Here is a 17,482-nt window from a genome sequence, read left to right on the forward strand (position 1 = left end):
CTGTACTGAGCACAGGCCGCGCGGACGCACCGCGCGGCGGCGAAGGGACAGGCGTGATGGATGCCGAAGAGCCCATGAGCGAGACCCCCGAGGTCTACCTCCCTCCCGCCCTGATCGAGCTGGGGGAGTTCACGGACGTGACCCTGGGCCACGGGTGGGTCATCGAGGACCGCCAGGACGACATGGCCTGGTGACGGCGCACACGGCCGGGACTTCGGCCGGCGGGACCTGGTTCGCGGTCCTGCCCGACACCGAGGCGGGCGGGGCCGCGGCGCTCCTGCTGCGCCGGGAGGCCCGCGAGGAGGTCCCGCACGCCTCCGGGCGCCCCTGGCTCCTGGGCCGCTGGGCACCCGGCGACATGACCGTCGTCCACGCGGGCCCGGTGCGGATCGCGGCCGCCGGACCCGGTGCGGCCGCCCTCGTCCGCCACTCCGGGGCCCTCGGCGGGCTCCGGGCCCCCGCCGATCTGGCCCGGCTCGCGGCCCGCCTGCCGGGCGCCCTCCACCTGCTCTGCTCGACGGCGGGCCGGGTCATGGCACAGGGGACCCTGGCGCACACCCGAAGGATCTTCCACTGCCGCCTCGCCGGCTGCCAGGTCGCCGCCGACCGGGCCGACGTCCTGGCCACCGCCCTCGGCGCACCGGTCGACGAAGCCGCCCTGGCCCTTCGGCTGCTGTCCCCGTCCCCGCCCCACCCGCTCGGCGGCCTCCCCCTCTGGCGGGGCGTGCACGCGGTCCCGGGCGACCACCTCCTGCTCCTCGACGAGCGCGGTGCCGCCACGACCGTACGCCGCTGGCGCCCGCCGCTCCCCGAACTGCCCTTGGACCGGACCGCCGACGCCGTACGCGACGCCCTGACCGCCGCCGTCGCCGCGCGCACCCACGACGGCGGCACCGTCGGCGCCGACCTCTCCGGCGGCATGGACTCCACCAGCCTGTGCTTCCTCGCCGACCGCGGCCCGGCCCACCTGCTCACCTACCGCCAGGACTCCGTCGACCCGGCACACGACGACGCCCTCTGGGCCCGCGTCGCCGTGGCCGCGCTGCCCTCCGCCGGACACCTGGAGACCGGGGCCGACGGGGCGCCGGCCGCGTTCGCGGGGCTGACCGCGCCCGACGCCGACCCCGAGGAGCCGTTCCGCTGGGTGCGTTCCCAGGCCCGCCTGGCCGACCTGGCACGGCGCATGGCGGAGGCGGGGGCACGCCTGCACCTCACGGGCGACGGAGGCGACGAGCTCTTCGGCGCCATGCCCTCCGCCCTGCACAGCCTGGCCCGCGTCCGGCCCGTCACGGCCCTGCGCCGGCTGCGGAGCCACCGCGCCCTGCGCCGCTGGCCCCTGACGGCCTCCCTGCGGGCCATGGCCGACACCTCGGACTACCCCCGCTGGCTCGCCTCCCACGGCGGACCGCTCCTCGGCCCCCTGCCCTCGCCCACCGTCCCGTCCCTGTGGTGGGGGCCGCCGCCACGACTGCCCCGGTGGGTGACACCGCAGGCCACGGCACTCGTCCGGGAGAGCCTCGCCCGCACGGCCGCGGAGCGCCCGGACCCGCTGGCGCCCTCGCGCGTCCAGCACGAGCACCTGCACTACGCCCAGGTCTGCGGGCGGGCGGTGCGGCTGGCGGACCGGCTCACGGCGCTGTACGGGGTGCGCCTGGCGGCCCCGTACCTGGACGACCACGTCATCGAGGCCGCCCTGTCCGCACGGCTGGAACTCCACGCGCCCGCCGACCGCTACAAGCCCGTCCTGGCCCGCGCGATGGCGGGCATCGTCCCGGCCCCGCTGCTCGGCCGCACGACCAAGGCGGTGTTCGGCGCCGACTCCTACGTGGGGCTGGACCGCCACCGGGCCGAGCTGCTGGACCTGTGCGCCGATGACTCGGCGCTGGCGTGCCGGGGCCTCGTGGACCCGGCCGCGCTGCGCGCCGCCCTCGTCGCGCCGCACCGCGACACGGCCTCCATCCGGCCCCTCGACCCGACGCTGGCAGCCGAGCGGTGGCTGCGCGCCACGACCGCCGGAGGACCCCGATGAGCCAGTCCGTGACGCTCCACCGTCCCGAGCACGTGCCGTGGCGGCGGCGCCTCAAGGCCAGGCTGGCCGTGGCCGCCGCCCGCCCCCTCCTCGGACTCGCCCCCGCCCGGCTCCGAAGGCTGTGCGCGTTCCTGCGCCGGGGCGCCGCGCCCGCGGGCTACGAACAGGCGCTCGCCGCCCGTACCGCGGTCGTCGCCGTCAGCGTCCGCTGCGCCGGCCAGGGCTGCCTCCAGCGCTCCCTGGCCACCGCCGTCCTCTGCCGTCTCGAAGGCGCCTGGCCCACCTGGTGCGCGGGTGTCCGCACCCGGCCCTTCCGGGGCCACGCCTGGGTCGAGGCCGACGGCCGCCCGGTCGGCGAACCGTACCCGCCGGGCTACTTCGTCCCCATGGTCAAGGTGCCGCCCCTGGAACGGCAGCGGTCCGGGGAGCATCCCGGCCCAGGGTGAGCGGCCGGCGCGGAGACCCGTCCTCCCGGGGACCCTGCCGGTAGCCGGTAGCCGGTAGCCGGTAGCCGGTAGCCGGTAGCCGGTAGCCGGTAGCCGGTAGCCGTCAGCCGGTAGCCGTCAGCCGGCGGGCGTGAGGAGCCGGAGCCCGTGCCGTGCGACAGGGACCCGCCCGGTCGGTTCGACGCCGAAGGCCCCGAACCCACCCCGGCGGGCGTCACACGTGCTTCCGCAGGTGCGCCGTGACCTGCGCGCCCGTCTCCGGCGACAGCCGTCCCTCCGGCACGTCGAAGCCCAGCTCCCGGGCGAGCACGGCGGCACGGAGGTCGAAGGCGGCCTCCGTGAGATGGGCCAGGGTGTCCACCGCGGCGCGCGTCCGGCGCAGGGCGACGGCGAGGACGCCCGCCGCGACCAGCGGCGCCGGCCACCACCAGACGGCGGGCAGCACGCCGAGCACGCCCCAGCCCGCCAGCGTGACCGCCGTGTCGAGCTCCGTGCGCGCGGCCCGCAGCGCGTTCTGCTCGGACTCCGTCAGCACCAGCCACAGCCGCGGCCACGCGAACACGACGTCCAGCCGGTACCAGGCCCAGACGCGGGCGCCGACCACGCCCAGCCGGTCGCCCGCCCAGGTGGGATGGGCCGGGGGCCCCAGCGCGACGGCGTTGCGCCGGGCCGCCAGCGCGTCGATCCGGGCCCGGACCTCGGCGGGCGGCCGCGCCCCCGCGCCCTCCAGCGCGGCCCGGTAGGCCAGGTCGGCCGCCTGCCAGCGCGCGGCACGGGCCGCCGTCAGCCGCCGCGCCGCCCACCGCAGACCGTACGGCCAGGGCTCGGACCACAGCCGCCCGAGCGCCGCGGCGACACCCCGGGCGGTCAGTCCGGCGGCGGCCGACAGCACGGGAAGGACCGCGAGAACGAGCACCCACGAGGAGGCGCGGCCGTCGAGAGGACCGCCGACGGCCGGCAGGTCGGCCAGCCGGCCGACGTCCGCCCAGTGCGCGTGGCCCAGCCGGTGGGCCGCCACCGCGCCCGCCACGTAGAGCAGCCCCGGCAGGACCAGCACGGCCACCCACCGCTCCACGTACTTGCGGCCCAGCTCCGCCAGCACCGTGTTCATCCCGTTTCCCCGGCCCTTCGCCCGCGCGCGGTCAGCCGAACCGCAGCGGCCGGCCGTGGAGGGCGCAGACCGGGAGGTCCTCGCCCGGACGTGGCTGTTCCGCCCGGCGGCAGGCGCCGGCCGGGCAGCGGTAGCGGCCGAGCGCCACATGCCCGGCGCGGTCGCCGCCGGGCAGGGGCACCAGACCGGCCCCCGCGCCGCCGCCCGGCGCGGCACGGGTCGCCGAGGACTCCAGCAGGCGCAGCAGCCCGAGGGCCCGCAGCCGGTCGGTCACCGGCTCCCCGCGCCGCGCCGCCGCCAGGACCTCCTCCAGGCGGCCCCCGTCGCCGGTCTCCTCGGCGACCGCCCGCAGCTCGGGGAGTTCCCGGCACAGCACGCCCAGCAGCTCCGCGCTCTCCACAATCCGCCCCCTCGGCACAGAAGTTGATGGAGCATCATGGCATGCGGGGGAGACGGCACGAGACCGCGGGGGCGGACGATGCGTGACGACGACGGATGGACGGGGCCGGACTGGGCCGAGACCGAGCGGCTCACCGCCCGCCTGGAGGAACGGCTCGGCGCCTTCTGGAACGAGGGGGACCGGGCGGCGGTGACGGAACCGGCCGCCCTGGCCGAGGCCACCGCGCTGCGTACGGGCGTCCTCCGCGTCCCCGACGGGCCGGCCGGGGCCGGCCGGCCCCTCTACGTCCTCGACCGGTCCGGCCTGTACGCCGTCGCCTGCCTGCACTACGCCCGCTGCGTGGCCCTGGGCCCGGGCACCGAGGAGGCCCTGCCCGACGCGCGACTGACGTTCGGGCTGTTCGCCCTGGTCACCCGGTTCGCGCCCGAGGAGGTGCCCGAGGACATACGGGAGACCGTCGTCGCGATGGACGTGCCCGACGCCCGGGACCTGGTCACCGTCTGGGGGCACGCCCTGGAGTCGTTCCACCGCTGGCAGGCCACGGGTGACGGCGAGGCGCTGGAGGCCGCGATCGACTCGTGGCGCGGGATCCGGACCGTCCTGCCCCCGTCCCACCCCGTCCGCCCGATGCTGCTCGCGAACCTGTGCGGCGCGCTGCGGAACCGCTGCGCGACGCTCGGCGACGGCGCGGATCTGGAGGAGGCCGTCGACGCCGGACGGCAGGCCGTGCGGCTCGCGCCCGCCGACGACCCGGACCGCGCGCTGTACCTCTCCAACCTCTCCGCCGCGCTGTTCATGCGCTCCGGCGCCCACCGCGACCCGGCGGACCTGGACGACGCCGTCACCCACGGAACGGAATCCGTACGGGTCGCACGGGAGCCGCAGGCCCTCTTCCACTCCAACGCGGGCACGGCCCTCCTGAGCCGGTACGAGCGGGACGCCGCCGTACCGGACCTGGAGGCCGCCGTCGAAGCCTTCCGGCACGCCGAACGCCGGTCCGCGCCGGACGATCCCCTGCGGGCGATGTACCTGACGAACCTCGGGCTCGCGCTGGACCAGCGGTTCCTCCGCCTCGGGGACCCGGCCGACCTCGACGCCGCCGTGGCCGCCGCGACGCGCGCGGTGGCGGCCTGCCCGCCCGGCCACCCGGAACACCGCAGGTGCCTGGCGAACCTCAGCGGCGTCCTGCGCTCCAAGGCCGGGCACTCCGGGGCGGCGCCCGACCTGGACGCCGCCGTGGAAGCGGGGCGGCGCGCCTTGTCCGGCGCCCCCGCGGGCGCCGCGGACCCGCACCGGGAACTCTTCCTGGGAGTCCTGGCGAAGGCGCTGAGCCTGAGGTTCACCCACCTGGGGAAGCCCGCCGACATCGACGAGGCGGTGGACCTGTTCCGGCGGGCCGGGTCCGGCCTCGGCGCTCACGACGCGTTCACGGCCGTACGTGGCTACGACCTGGGCGTCGCCCTGCTGACCCGCTTCCGCCGCACCGGCGATCCCGCCGACGCCGACGCCGCGGTCGAGGCCGCCCGGCGCAGCGTCCGCGCCACCCCGGCCGCACTGCCGGACCGAGGTGTTCCGCTCAGTCTGCTGGGCGAGGCCCTGCTGGAGCGCGCCCGGTGGACCCGCTCGCCCTCCGACGAGGAGGAGGCGGCCGGCGCCCTGGAGGAGGCCCGCGGGCTCCTCGCCGGCCACCACCCCGCCGCCCTGCGGAAATGCCTGTCCGAGCTGGGCCACGCCCGCACACGCCGCTTCGACCGCACCGAGTCCCTCGCCGACCTGGACGCGGCGCTCGACGCCTTCCGCGACGCGGTACGGCAGGGCCCCGACGACCCGGAACGGGCCGTCGACGAATCCCACATCGGCGGCCTCACCCTGAAACGGTTCGCGCTCACCGGCGACCAGGAGGACCTCGCCGAGGCGCTGGACCGGCACCGGCGCGCGGTCCGGTCCCTGGCGGGGGGCGACGGCGACCGGCACGGGCCACAGGTGCTGTTCAACCTCGGCCGCGCGCTCCAGGCCGGGTACGAGCGGAACGGCGACCTCGCCCTGCTGGACGAGGCCGTACAGCGGCTGGAGGAGGCCGTACGGTTCCCCCACGGGTCCGGCCCGGACCACGCGATGCGCCTGTCCAACCTCGGCGCGGCCCTGCGCGTCCGCGCCGAACGCCTGGGCACCGACGCCGATCTGGACCGGGCCGTCGAACTCAGCCGGCGGGCGGTCGGGTCCCTGCCCGCGGACCACCCGGAGCGCGCCACCTACCTCTCCAACCTCAGCACCACCCTGCTCGCCCGCTATGTCCACTCCGGGGCCCAGGAGGACCTGGAGGACTCGGTACGGGCGAGCAGACAGGCCGTCGAGGCCACCCCCGTCACCGATACGACCGAGCGCGCCGTCCACCTCTCCAACCTGGGCATCGCCCTGCGCAGGAGGTACGAGTGGTCGGGCGCGCTCACCGACCTCGACGAGGCGATCGAAGCGGCCGGCGCCGCCGTCCGAGGGCTGCCCGCCGGGCATGTGACCGGCCACCTGCTCCTCACCAACCTCTCCACGGCCCTCGCCGACCGCTACGAGCGGACCGGGGACCCCGCCCACCTCGACGAGGCGATCGAGGCGGCCCGCGCCGCCGTCCGGGCCGTACCCGAAGGCCATCCGTCCCGCGCCGTCCATCTGTCCAACCTCGGAGACTCGCTGCGCCGGCGGTACGGGAGCGCGGGGCGGCGGGCCGACGCGGACGAGGCCGTCGCATCCCTGCGGCAGGCCGTGGCCGCCTGCCCCGAGGGCCATCCGTCCCGCGCCGTGTGCCTGTCCAACCTCTGCGCCGCCCTCCTCGCCCGCCGGGGCGACACCGGCCCGGCCGCCGACGCCGAGGAGGCGGCCGGCGCGGCGCGGGCCGCCGTCCGCGCCGCGCCCGACGGCCATCCGCAGCGCGCCAGGTACCTGTCCAACCTCGGTGCGGCACTCCTGGTCCGCGCGTCGCTGGGCGGGGGCCACGGCGACGTCGAGACGGCGTTCGACCTGTTCCGCCAGGCCACGGGCATCACCACCGCCCCGGCCCCCGTACGGTTCCGCGCCGCGCGCACCTGGGGCAGGGCGGCCGCGGCCCTGCGGGACTGGCCGGAGGCGCTGGACGCCCACCGGGCCGCCGTCGCCGAACTGCCCCTGCTCGCCTGGCACGGCCTGGACCGGCGGGACCGGCTCGACGCGCTCGGCCGCGTGGCGGGCCTGGCCGGAGACGCCGCCGCCGTGGCCCTGAACGCCGGCCGCCCGCAGGAGGCCCTGCAACTGCTGGAACAGGGCCGCGGCGTACTCCTGGCACAGGCCCTCGACGCCCGCGACGACATGACGGAGTTACGGGAACGGGCGCCGGACCTGGCCGCCCGTATCCGCGAGGTACGGGCCCTGCTGGACGCCGACACCTCCGCACCGGACCCGGCGGCGGAACCCGCCCGGCTCGTCCGGGAGCAGCGGGCGGCGGCGGAACGCCACCGCGGACTGGCCCGCGAGATGGACGAACTGGTGCGCCGGGCCCGGGAACTGCCCGGGCTGGAGGACTTCCTGCGGCCGCCCTCCGCCGGACGGCTGCGGGAGGCTGCCGCGAACGGGCCGGTCGTGGTCGTCAACACCAGCGCCCTGCGCTGTGACGCGCTCGTCGTCACCCGCGACGGGCCGCGCGCGGTGCCGCTGCCGGAACTCGTCCTGGAGGGCCCCGGCGGTCTGGAGGAGCGGGCCGCGTCCCTCCTCGACGCGCTCGCCTCGGCCGGCCGCTCACCGGCGGGCGCCTGGCGGGCCCAGCGGACGCTGGTGCGTACCCTGGGCTGGCTCTGGGACGCCGTGGCGGCGCCGGTCCTGGCCGGGCTGGGACCGGGGGACGGCGCCCCGGGGAGCACGGGGGACCGGCTGCCCCGGCTGTGGTGGTGCCCCACGGGCCCGCTGTCCCTGCTGCCGCTGCACGCGGCCGGGCACTACGGCCCCGGGGACGGGCCCGGCGGGGGCGGCGAGGCGGGAGACGGGCCGCCGAGGGCCCTGCCGGACCGGTACGTGTGCTCGTACACGACCACGCTGCGCGCCCTCGCCGCGCAGACCGCGACCGGTGGCCGGGGCGGCGCGGGGTCCGGTACGAGCGGGTCCGGACGCCCGGCCGGTGCCGAGAGGGCGCGTGACGCCCATGAGCGCGGCCGGATGCTCGCCGTCGACCAGTCCCGCACACCCGGCCTGCCCCCGCTGCCCCACGCCCGGGCCGAAGTGCGGCTGCTGTCCGGCCGGGTGGCGCGGACCACGATCCTGGCGGGGCGCCGCGCCTCCCGCGCGGCGGTGCTCGACGCGCTGCCCGCCCACTCCTTCCTGCACTTCTCGGGCCACGGCGGCCAGAACCCCGAGGACCCGGCAGGCGGCGCCCTGTACTGCCACGACCACGAGCGGTCCGGCCCGCTGACGGTCGCGGACATCTCACGGCTGCGCCTGGACCACGCACGGCTGGCGTTCCTGTCGGCGTGCGAGACCGCCCGGGGCGCGGCCGGGCTGCCCGACGAGGCGGTCCACCTGGCGGGAGCCCTGCAACTGGCGGGGTTCACCCATGTGGTGGCCGCCCAGTGGGTGGTCGACGACGAGGCCGCGCTGCGGGCGGCGGAGGACTTCTACGCGGGGCTCACCACACCCCGGGCCCCCGGCGACCTCGATCCGGACCGGGCCGCCAGGGCCCTGCACGGCGCCGTCCGAAGGCTGCGGGACTGGGACGACGACCCGCTGTGGTGGGCGGCCTACGTCCACACCGGGCCGTGAGGGCGGCGGAGGGCGGCCGGCGCGTTCGCGCGGGACCCCACGTACCTGCGAAGGTATCCGCCATGAACACCGATTCGAGCGGTCCGGCCCGCCACCACGACCGGGGCGGGTGGCTGGTGCGGTTCACCGACCGCATCGCGGTGGTCTGCCCGCGGTGCGGCGGCCGCGCGCTCGTCGTGCCCAGGCCCGGCCTCGCCACGCCCAAGTACTTCAGCGAGCTCCTCTTCCAGCCGCGCCGGCTGGCCTGCGCGGGATGCGGCGCCGTCGACGGCTGGGAAGCCGGGACGCGCGGCGCCGGACTGGTCGGTGCGGCCCCGGGCGGTACCGAGGACCCGTTCTTCCGGCGCCCGCTGTGGCTGCAGACGCGCTGCGCCGGGCACGTCCTGTGGGCCTACAACACGCGCCACGTCGACGAGCTGGCCGCCTACACCGCCGCCCGGCTGCGCGAGCGGGGCGGCGCGAGCCCGACGATGGCGATGTTCCCCCGGCTGCCGGCCTGGATGAAGAGGGCCGAGAACCGGGCGAAGGTCCTCGCCGGCCTGGAGGCCCTCCGCGATCTGGACCGGCGGTCGGCCGCGGCGGACCGGTCCGCGTCCGCGCACGAACGCGGCGACCGCCCGAGGCAGTACGGCGCTCTGTACTTCCGGGGCGGGTCCTATTAGCGGGTCCTATTAGAAGGTTCTGTCGGCGGGGCCGGGCGCACCCGCCCGGTCAGCCGTCCCCCGCCGCCCCGTTCCGCCGCAGCCCCTGGAGGACCTTCCCCTCCGTACTGAGGTACCCGTGCGCGTAGTCGAAGCGAGGGGCGCCCGAGAAGGTGAGGTAGAGCCATTTGAAGTTCTCGGCGAAGACGTACGCGGGGCAGTGGTCGCCCTTCGTCATGGGCCGCGCGGTGACGTCGGTGACGACGGTGTAGCCGTCCCGCACGCGGTGGTACTCCCTGAGGTTCCGGAAGTAGCGCCAGGCCGTCGTGCGGTAGTACGGGTCGCCGGTGGTCCAGTACAGCTGGAAGGCGCAGTTCGCGTACTCGGGGCGCAACGCGTTGCCCGTCCCCACGGCCTCCAGCCGCCGGTAGTCGATCTCCTCCGGGATGACGTCGTACTTGTCGAGGACCGCCGTCCACGATTTGTAGTAGTCCGCCGCCAGTTCGTCGTCACCGCCCACCGGCAGCACGGCCACGGACAGCGCGGACTGCCGCGTGCCGATCAGGGCCCCGGTGCGGAAGTCGACGTGCTTGAACCAGAGCAGCCCGTCGACCCACTCCACCTGGTGCCTCTTGAGCGCGGCGGCGAACATACGGAACCAGTCCCGGCACTCCTCGTCGCGGAACATCTCCCAGGCGCCCCACAGATATTCGTAGAACGAGTCCGCAGGGGGGTCCACGGCGATGCCCGCCCGGTCGGCCCACTGACCGCTCTCGACGTTGATGCGGGAGGCGAGCAGATCGATCGACGAGCGCCGTTCGACGACGGCGCGCAGGGCGCGCTTGGCGGCCCGCTCGTACCGGGCGTCGCCGGTGAGCCGGGACAGGGTGCCGAACTCCAGGATGTGGGTGCCGACCTCGGCCAGCGGCAGCGTGGCGCCCGAGACCCGCCCCGTACGCAGGTTGACGTACCGGTAGGGCATGCCGGTGCGGGACGAGGTGAAGGCGGGCAGCAGCCGGTCCGCCAGGTCCGCGCAGCGGTCGAGCAGCGCCTTCTCGCCGGTCGCGAGATAGCCCGACAGGAGGCCCCCGACCAGCCGGATCGTGGTCTCGAAGACCTGGAAGTCGGCGTCGACGTCGAAGCGGAGGCGGCTCTTGATCCAGGACACGCAGCGGTCGACCTCGGTGTCGAGCTCCATGAGGTGCAGGGTGTCGAGCGCCTCGACGATCGACAGGCCCACCGGGTGGCCCTTGGCGAAGAACTCGCGGTGGCGGCCCGAGACCGGAAGCACCTCGTCGTGGCCCCACGCGAGCCGTTTGTAACCCTCCCACGCGTGGACGAACTCCTCCCGGATCTCGTCCGCCTTCTCCCGGTCCGGGAGGAGCGCCCTCGGTCGTACGGGGGCCGCCCGGGCGGGGAGCACGGCCCGGGCCCGCCCGCCCGCCACGGCCGGCGCGTCCGCCGTGGCGGGGCGGGCGCCGCCGAGTCCGCCGCTCACGGTGAGTCCGCCCGTGGCGGCGAGCACGTACAGCAGGCGCCGACGGGTCGTGCGCGCGGGGAACGAGTCGTACGTCATGACGGGCAAGGCCCTCCTGGCCACCGGTTCGCCCCCCGACACTGATCGCAGTATGCGTCGGACCGGCCGCTCCGGTCGGAAGGCGCGACGGCGGATTGTCATACCGGCGACCGGCCCCGTCACCGCTCACCGGGGCGGTACACCCGGGCTCGCGCCCACCGGGCGTCACACGGCGGGGGCCTCGAGGACCAGCCGGATCTCGGTGTTGCGGTAGCCGGCCCGTTCGAAGGCGGCGGCCATCGGCGTGTTCACCGTGTCCGTGGTGGCGGTGACGCGCCGGGCGCCGTTGCCGTGATGGATGCGGGTGATCTCGGCGAGTATCTCGTCGATGTACCCCCGGCCGCGCAGCTCGGGCACCACGCCGAGGTAGCCGACGTTGGGGTGGTACGGCGTGCGGGACGGTACCGCCATTCCGGCGAGCGCGCCGTCAGGGGTGTGGGCGAGGCGCCACCATGCACGCTTTCCCGGGCAGCCGAGGTAGAAGGCCATGTCCTCGCGGGCCTGCCGGTCCGCGTCCATGGTGGCGAGCTCGCGCCGGGTGGCGACGTCGAGGCTGCCGGCGGCGATGCGCCGGAACACCTCCACGAACCGCTCGTCGTCCGGCTCGGGTGAGAAGACGAGCCGTCCGGTGGGCTCCGGCACACCCGCCTCGGGCGTCCATTCGTAGCGGAGCCGTTCGACCTCCTCCGTGAGCCCCGCCCGCCGCGCGGCTGCCGTGCGCCATGTCACGGCGGCCACGGTGGCGGGATCCTCCCGCCAGTCGCCCGGCAGCGAGATCTCGTACCGGGGCGTCCCGGTGGCGCCGTTCCCGGCGAAGGACCGGTGCCCGGCGTCCAGGAGCCCGGCGGCGAGCCCGGCCCGGTCGCCCACCGAGGGCCGGACGTGCAGGCAGTCCAGCGTGATCGGGTGCGCGCTGTCGCTCCTTCCCCACCACAGGGCGCGTGCCAGGATCTCCCCGTCCTCCTCGGCCAGCCACGTCCACTCGGCGCGGAACCGGCGGTCCGCCCACTCGGCGCGGAAGCGGTCCTCGGGGATCCGGCCGACGGGATCGCCGGCCGGGTACGCGGCGACGCGGTCCATGTCGGCGTCGGTCATGGGACGGAACAGCACTCTGCCTCCGGAAGGTGTGGTCGGTCCGGGCGATGATCACACCTCGCGCCGTGCGCGGCCACCGGTTTCCGGGCGAGCCGGGAGGCGGCACGCGCGCGGCCCTGCTTTCGCGCGCCGGGTGATGCCACGGACCCGGCGCGAGCGGAGGAGCGGCCGCCGGGCCGTGGCGCGCACCCCCGGCTCTCCCCGGCTACCCGGGGCAGCTGAGCCGTGCCGGCATTCTCGCGCTGATCAGGTAAGCGGTCTCACGCTCCCGCGCACAGCCGGAGTTGTAGTACGAGACATGGCCGTTCACCTCGGTGACCAGCAGCCGGCTGCCGGCGATCCGCTGGTGCAGACGGCGGGCCCCGGGCAGCGGAGTGGCCGGATCGTGGGTGTTGGCGGCGATGAGGATCGGTGGCGCGCCGCGCACCGGGGCCGGCTGCCACGGGTTGGTCGCCTCGACGGGCCAGTCCGCGCAGGAAGCGGACATGACCCAGCCCTCCACGGCCGCGCCGGTGCGCGGCGCGACCCTGCGGGCCAGGTCCAGGCGGGCGGCCGCGTCGGCGTAGCCGGTGAACTGCGGCGGGAAGTCCAGGCAGGACACGGCGGTGTACGGGCTGTCCTGAGCACCGACGTAACCGCCGCCCCGGAGGAGCCCGGAGGCGTCGTTCCGCCGGTCCGCGGCGGCCAGCTCCGCGGCCAGGTTCACCCAGGCGTTCGTACCGGTGGCGTCCTCGATCAGGCGTACGCGCAGGAGTTGGACGGGCAGGGTCATCCGGATGCGGTCGCCGTCGACCGCGGCGCCCTCCCCTCCGCCGGGCGCCGGGATCGGCGTGCGGTCGGCGCGGGCCACGACGCGGTCGTACACCGCCCCCACGTCCTCGCCGTGCAGGGCGCACGCGGCGTCCTCCGCGCACCACGCGGCGAACCGGCCGAACTCCTCCTCCATGGCCGCCGCTTCCTCCCGCAGGAAGCGGGTGGGCCCCGACGAATGGTCCATGGGGCCGTCCAGGACCATGGCCCGGACCCGGTGCGGGAACAGCCGGGCGTAGGTCGCGCCGAGATGGGAGCCGTAGGACACGCCGAGGTAGTTGAGGCGCTCCTCGCCCAGCGCGGCCCGGAAGACGTCCATGTCGCGGGCGACCGAGACGGTGTCGACGTTCCGCACGAGAGCGCCGTACCGGGCCAGGCACCGCTCGCCCCGGGCCCGGCTGCTCCGTCTCATCTCCTCGTAGCCGAGGGTGCTCCCGGGGAAGACCACCTGGCCGGGGTCCAGCACCGGGCCGCACTCCAGGGCCCGGCTGCCACCGGTGCCCCGCGGGTCGAGGCTGACGATGTCGAAGCGGTCCCGCAGCGGCCCGGGGAACAACAGGTCAGCCTGCCCGTAGGCGAGCATCGTCGCCCCTTGGCCGCCCGGGCCACCGGGGTTGAACAGCAGGGAGCCGACGCGGTGCGCCCGGTCGCGCGCCGGGACCCGGGCGACCCTGACGTCGATCTGCTCCCCGGTCGTCCGCTTCCAGTCCAGCGGGACGCGGATCGTGCCGCACTGCGCCGAAGGATTCTCCGCGCACGGTTTCCAGGCCACCGGTAACTCCGGGGAGGAAGCGGGCGTGGGGGCCGCGTGGGCCGCGGGGGCGAGCGTGGCCGTCAGCAGGGTGAGGGTGCTCAGTACGATGTGGCGCCGTCGCGTCACGCGTGGTCCGCGGCGGCGAGAGTTCTCGATCTTCATGGGCCCATCCCAGCCCCCGGGTTGTCACGAGGGCAAGCGGGAATCGCCCCCCCGGGCCGCGCCTTCGGGGCGCGGTGTATCCGTGCGCCGGGCTTCAGGTGCCGCTCCGTCAGGGCCGGGCGGCCACGCGGTCACCCGGACGGTCGCGGAAATGCCCTTGGATAGGGTGTGTGCATGTCACGCATGCGTACCACTGTTCTCACCGTCGCCTTGGGCACCCTCGCCCTCACCTCCTGTTCCTCCGGCTCCGAGGAGGAGGCCGCCAAGCCCATCACGACCCAGCTGGGACAGGGGGAACTCACCCAGGCGGTACCGGGCCAGGGCGAGCTGATCCCCGGCTTCGCGCCGTACCACGCCAAGGACGTGATATCGAAGGCCGAGTACTGCGCGCGCGAGGACAAGTCCCCCAAGGGCTGGGTGCGGGGCAGCGAGGGCTCGTACCTGTACAACGGGTCGACCACGAACATGATGGAGGTGTCCATCTGCCTCTACGACACCGCCGAGCACGCGGAGAGCGCCTACAAGGAGTGGAAGGGCAAGGAGCCGGACAAGGAGCAGGCCCCCAAGAAGGCGGTGGGGGACGAGACCGCCCTCGTCGTCAACCCCGGGCTCAGCGAGAGCAGCGTCTACGGCTTCACCCGGTCCGGCGTCGTCACCATCCGGGTGAAGGTCGACGGCGCCGGGGGCGACACGACCGGCACCCGGGACATGCTCGCCACCACGCTGAAGCGACTGCAGCAGGTCCAGGACGGGAAGCGGGCCACGGCCACCGCCGCCGAGGAGGCGAAGGCCGCGAAGTAGCGGCGCGGGGCGCCGGGCCCGGCGGTATCCGTCGGCGGGGCCGGGACGGACGTCCGCCCGGTCACTCCAGGCAATTCCGGTCCCCGCCCGCCGGCCGCACCGCCGTGCCGGCGCCTCGCTCCGCCGGCCGGGCGCCGGTCTCCGCCCGCGTCCGGGCCCGGTAATGGCGGGCGAGGGCGAGGAGGAAGTGTGTCTCGGCGGTGAGGGTGCCGGGCGGCGTGGGGTGCGGGGCCTCCGGGCGGGCCGTCGGCGGGCGGCCGGCGAGCTTGGCGTGGCGTGCGTGCACCAGCACGCGGGCGAGCGCGAGGGCGGCGCATTCGGTGCAACCGGCCCCGGCCCCGGAGGGCGTACCGGCGGGGGAGTGACGGCAGATCTCGTCCGGCGCGTCCGTTGTGCCGGGCGGCGTGTGGGGGTGGAGCGCCAGGATGGCGTCGTGGGTCTCGATGATCTTGCGATAGGCGAGGAGGTGGTAGGGGAGCGGCGGGTTGAGGATTTCCAGGAGGCGCGAGCGGGGCGTGGTGAAGGCGACATGGGGAGCGGCTTCGATGAGGTCGCGCCACAAGGGATGAAGACGCCAGATCGTGGTGACGTCGGTGAGCGTCTGACGGGTGGTGGCCAAGGTGGGCGTGAGGAGAGCGGTGGCCCGCAGGATGGCGTGGAAGGCCATGAGGAACGGGAGATAGGGCAGCGGCGCCTCGGTGCCGGTCAGGAGATGGGCGAGGTGGCCCGTCCAGAACAGTCCGGCGAAGGCCGTGCCGGTGCCGAACGTGGTGAGGCCGATCTTCAGGGAGCGGCTGTCCGCCTGTCTGCCGTAGCGCCAGCACAGATGGGCGCACGAGATGTTCGCGGCGAGATGGCTGGCGATCATCACCAGCCAGTAGGAGGTGGAGGGCACGGGGGGCCCGCTGTGCGGGATCGTGTGCTCCTGGTGGGGCGGCGCGGCCAGGTCGAGGACGACGAGGGTGGCGAGGACGGCGCCGGTGGCGAGGGACAGGCGGTTGCGGAGCCGGCGGCTTCCGGTGGTGGCGGTGACGAAGTAGAGGACGGCCCCGGCGGAGAGGACTCCGGAGAGGTTCCGGATGAGGGCGGTGGTGTGGACGGAGCCGGTGACCCGCTGCGCGACGTGCGCCGCCTCCGGCAGATTGAGGGTCATGGCCACGGCGGCGGTGGCGACCGCGAGCCACAATCCGCTGCGCTCGGGGGAGCGCAGAGAGGCGCCGGCGCGCAGGGCGACGGCGAGCCAGAGCAGGCCGGTGCCGACGTACTGGAGCTCTTGGCCCGCGGTGGCGAGATCAGCGGACATCGGTGACCGGTGCTCCCAGGGCGGCGCCGAGACGTCCCAGGACGCCCTGCGGCGTACCGGTTTCGGGCAGGGTGGAGGCGCGGATACGGAGGAGGGTGGCGAGCATTTCGGCTTCTTGTTCCTGGCGGGTGGTGTAGCTGGCGCGGCCGAGGAGCCGCTGGATCAGCTGGGGGCTGAGGTCGGGCAGCAGCGCCTGCACGCCGCTGTTCTCACCGGCCGTCGTGGTGGCCGGCGCGCTCTCCTCCATCGTCCCCGTGGTGGCGGATCTGGCTCCGTCGGCGGTCGGGGCTCTCGTCGAGCCCGTACTCGTGGGCACGCCCGGCGGCGGGGTGGTGGGGCGGATCCCGTGATGGTCGAACAGCATGTGCCCGATCTCGTGGAGGATGATGTGTTCCTGGTGGATCTGGGTGGTGCGCTGCTCGTAGAAGATGTGGTCGTCCGTGGGGGTCGCCAGCCAGAGCCCGCAGATGTTGCCGCCCGCGGCCTGGTCGGGCAGGGCGTGCAGATGGAGGGGGCGGCCGCGGGTCCGGGAGAGCTCCCGGCACAGGGCGTCGATGGAGAACGGGCGCGGCAACGTCAGCTGGTCCAGCACCGCTTGGCACCGCCGGTGCAGCTGGGTGTACTTGGTAATCATGTATCTCCCATAGCCTGCCGTGGAGGGAAGAAACGACCGTGCACCCCCGTACTTCGACCGTGCGGTGACCGTGGACCTCCGCGCGGTACCGGCCCCGCCCGCCCCGCGACCCCGGCGAAGCCGTGGACGCGGGCGGACGGGGCCGGTACCGGAGCCAGGACCCCGTCCCCCGGGTGTTCAGTCCCCAGGGCGCGGAACGGCGTGGTCCGGGTCGTCGATGTTCGACAGGTTCTGCAGTTTGCGGGCTTCGGTGACCATGGTGAGGAGGGCGTCGAGGCTGGCGGAGGAGAGTCCTTCGGCCCGGAGGGCGAGGTTGCGGATCTTGGTGTCGCGGAGTGCGGTGGCGAGGGCGAGCTGGGTGTTGACGCGTTCGCAGACTTCGTCGCTGAGGAAGTATTCGAGTGGGACGCCGAAGAACTGGGCGAGGGTGTCGAGCTGTTCGAGTGTCACGTTGCGTTTTTTGCCGGTGGCGAGTTCCCAGAGGTAGGTGGCGGAGATGGCGCCGCCGGTGCTCTCGCGGATCTCTTTGGCCAGCCGGGCGTATCCGGGGCGGGTGCGCTCGTCGGGGTAGAGGGTCTCGATCAGCTGTCTCAGCCGCCGCTCCAGTTGCAGCAGCAGCGGCCTGTCGACCTCACCGCGTGCCGATTCGGTACTGCTCATCCGTTGTCCTTCCCCACGGAGATGGAACCCACCGCGGCCGTCCGCCGGGACACCCAGAATTCTAACTCCGGCTGCCAAGCCCCATCCTCGTGAACCGGTCACCGCGGGTCCAGGGCCGGGTCCGCCACGCCGGACAGGGCTCCGGAGGCCGGCGGCGGGCGGGTCCTGACGGGCAGTCGCCACCCGGTGAGTGATCGCTGCCCGTGGATGTGATCCCCTGTGCTCGGCTCCGCCGCCGGAGCGGAGGGTTCGGGGGAGAGGTTCCGTTGCGTCAGGTTCGGAGA

Annotated in this window: 14 protein-coding genes; 6 read left to right on the plus strand and 8 right to left on the minus strand. The window is 75.3% G+C overall.

What is annotated here, in order from left to right; translation table 11 throughout:
* Positions 1–74 precede the first annotated feature (74 nt).
* From AF335_RS33785 to AF335_RS08785, 3 genes are read left to right on the plus strand one after another with little or no spacing between them, the layout of a single operon-like run.
* A complete protein-coding gene (locus AF335_RS33785) occupies positions 75–194 on the plus strand; it encodes a lasso RiPP family leader peptide-containing protein (protein ID WP_170127633.1) in 120 nt (39 codons plus the stop codon).
* Positions 191–2,029, plus strand: coding sequence for an asparagine synthase-related protein (locus AF335_RS08780; protein WP_102917695.1), 1,839 nt, complete (start codon positions 191–193; stop codon positions 2,027–2,029). Before AF335_RS33785 ends, AF335_RS08780 begins: the two co-directional genes overlap by 4 nt.
* Positions 2,026–2,475, plus strand: coding sequence for a lasso peptide biosynthesis B2 protein (locus AF335_RS08785; RefSeq protein WP_102917696.1), 450 nt, complete (start codon positions 2,026–2,028; stop codon positions 2,473–2,475). The genes AF335_RS08780 and AF335_RS08785 overlap by 4 nt, the downstream gene beginning before the upstream one ends.
* 214 nt (positions 2,476–2,689) lie before the next feature.
* Here AF335_RS08785 and AF335_RS08795 read toward each other — a convergent pair whose 3' ends face one another.
* Positions 2,690–3,586 carry a hypothetical protein gene (locus AF335_RS08795; protein WP_102917698.1) on the minus strand — a complete coding sequence of 299 codons (897 nt, stop codon included), beginning with the start codon at positions 3,584–3,586 and terminating at the stop codon, positions 2,690–2,692.
* A 31-nt stretch (positions 3,587–3,617) separates the two neighbouring features.
* Positions 3,618–3,986 (minus strand): hypothetical protein, encoded by a 369-nt coding sequence (locus AF335_RS08800; RefSeq protein WP_102917699.1) that lies wholly within the window; start codon positions 3,984–3,986, stop codon positions 3,618–3,620.
* Between the two features lie 78 nt (positions 3,987–4,064).
* Here AF335_RS08800 and AF335_RS08805 point away from each other — a divergent pair, with 78 nt between their 5' ends.
* Positions 4,065–8,762, plus strand: coding sequence for a CHAT domain-containing protein (locus AF335_RS08805; RefSeq protein ID WP_102917700.1), 4,698 nt, complete (start codon positions 4,065–4,067; stop codon positions 8,760–8,762).
* A gap of 62 nt (positions 8,763–8,824) precedes the next feature.
* The gene (locus tag AF335_RS08810; protein ID WP_102917701.1) at positions 8,825–9,424 is read left to right on the plus strand and encodes a hypothetical protein; all 600 of its coding nucleotides are present in this window, start codon (positions 8,825–8,827) and stop codon (positions 9,422–9,424) included.
* A 49-nt stretch (positions 9,425–9,473) separates the two neighbouring features.
* Here the strand turns inward: AF335_RS08810 and AF335_RS08815 are convergent, their stop codons facing one another.
* The 3 genes from AF335_RS08815 to AF335_RS08825 form a co-directional block, all read right to left on the minus strand.
* Positions 9,474–10,979 carry a glycoside hydrolase family 47 protein gene (locus AF335_RS08815; RefSeq protein WP_102917702.1) on the minus strand — a complete coding sequence of 502 codons (1,506 nt, stop codon included), beginning with the start codon at positions 10,977–10,979 and terminating at the stop codon, positions 9,474–9,476.
* Positions 10,980–11,144: 165 nt separating this feature from the next.
* Positions 11,145–12,074, minus strand: coding sequence for a GNAT family N-acetyltransferase (locus tag AF335_RS08820; protein ID WP_211304078.1), 930 nt, complete (start codon positions 12,072–12,074; stop codon positions 11,145–11,147).
* A gap of 205 nt (positions 12,075–12,279) precedes the next feature.
* Complete coding sequence (locus AF335_RS08825) at positions 12,280–13,764, minus strand: alpha/beta hydrolase (protein ID WP_170127634.1); 1,485 nt, start codon at positions 13,762–13,764, stop codon at positions 12,280–12,282.
* 210 nt (positions 13,765–13,974) lie between these two features.
* On the opposite strand from AF335_RS08825, the gene AF335_RS08830 reads away from it, so the two are divergent.
* Positions 13,975–14,601, plus strand: coding sequence for a hypothetical protein (locus AF335_RS08830; RefSeq protein ID WP_102917705.1), 627 nt, complete (start codon positions 13,975–13,977; stop codon positions 14,599–14,601).
* Between the two features lie 61 nt (positions 14,602–14,662).
* Here AF335_RS08830 and AF335_RS08835 read toward each other — a convergent pair whose 3' ends face one another.
* The 3 genes from AF335_RS08835 to AF335_RS08845 all read right to left on the minus strand — a co-directional run bounded on the left by AF335_RS08835 (position 14,663) and on the right by AF335_RS08845 (position 17,198).
* Positions 14,663–15,904, minus strand: a complete 1,242-nt coding sequence (locus AF335_RS08835) for an MAB_1171c family putative transporter (RefSeq protein WP_102917706.1) — start codon at positions 15,902–15,904, stop codon at positions 14,663–14,665.
* Positions 15,894–16,538, minus strand: coding sequence for a hypothetical protein (locus AF335_RS08840; RefSeq protein ID WP_102917707.1), 645 nt, complete (start codon positions 16,536–16,538; stop codon positions 15,894–15,896). The genes AF335_RS08835 and AF335_RS08840 overlap by 11 nt, the downstream gene beginning before the upstream one ends.
* A gap of 177 nt (positions 16,539–16,715) precedes the next feature.
* Positions 16,716–17,198 carry a hypothetical protein gene (locus AF335_RS08845; protein WP_194963210.1) on the minus strand — a complete coding sequence of 161 codons (483 nt, stop codon included), beginning with the start codon at positions 17,196–17,198 and terminating at the stop codon, positions 16,716–16,718.
* Between the last annotated feature and the right edge of the window lie 284 nt (positions 17,199–17,482).

This window comes from Streptomyces eurocidicus, assembly GCF_002891295.1.
In the GTDB taxonomy this organism is placed as follows: Bacteria; Actinomycetota; Actinomycetes; order Streptomycetales; family Streptomycetaceae; genus Streptomyces; species Streptomyces eurocidicus.

What these genes read in the sequence shown, in the direction of transcription:
- AF335_RS33785 (WP_170127633.1), top strand. Translation starts at nt 75, where the DNA reads ATGAGCGAGACCCCCGAGGTCTACCTCCCTCCCGCCCTGATCGAGCTG.
- AF335_RS08785 (WP_102917696.1), top strand. Translation starts at nt 2,026, where the DNA reads ATGAGCCAGTCCGTGACGCTCCACCGTCCCGAGCACGTGCCGTGGCGG.
- AF335_RS08795 (WP_102917698.1), bottom strand. Translation starts at nt 3,586, where the DNA reads ATGAACACGGTGCTGGCGGAGCTGGGCCGCAAGTACGTGGAGCGGTGG.
- AF335_RS08805 (WP_102917700.1), top strand. Translation starts at nt 4,065, where the DNA reads ATGCGTGACGACGACGGATGGACGGGGCCGGACTGGGCCGAGACCGAG.
- AF335_RS08810 (WP_102917701.1), top strand. Translation starts at nt 8,825, where the DNA reads ATGAACACCGATTCGAGCGGTCCGGCCCGCCACCACGACCGGGGCGGG.
- AF335_RS08815 (WP_102917702.1), bottom strand. Translation starts at nt 10,979, where the DNA reads ATGACGTACGACTCGTTCCCCGCGCGCACGACCCGTCGGCGCCTGCTG.
- AF335_RS08820 (WP_211304078.1), bottom strand. Translation starts at nt 12,074, where the DNA reads ATGACCGACGCCGACATGGACCGCGTCGCCGCGTACCCGGCCGGCGAT.
- AF335_RS08830 (WP_102917705.1), top strand. Translation starts at nt 13,975, where the DNA reads ATGTCACGCATGCGTACCACTGTTCTCACCGTCGCCTTGGGCACCCTC.
- AF335_RS08835 (WP_102917706.1), bottom strand. Translation starts at nt 15,904, where the DNA reads ATGTCCGCTGATCTCGCCACCGCGGGCCAAGAGCTCCAGTACGTCGGC.
- AF335_RS08840 (WP_102917707.1), bottom strand. Translation starts at nt 16,538, where the DNA reads ATGATTACCAAGTACACCCAGCTGCACCGGCGGTGCCAAGCGGTGCTG.
- AF335_RS08845 (WP_194963210.1), bottom strand. Translation starts at nt 17,198, where the DNA reads ATGAGCAGTACCGAATCGGCACGCGGTGAGGTCGACAGGCCGCTGCTG.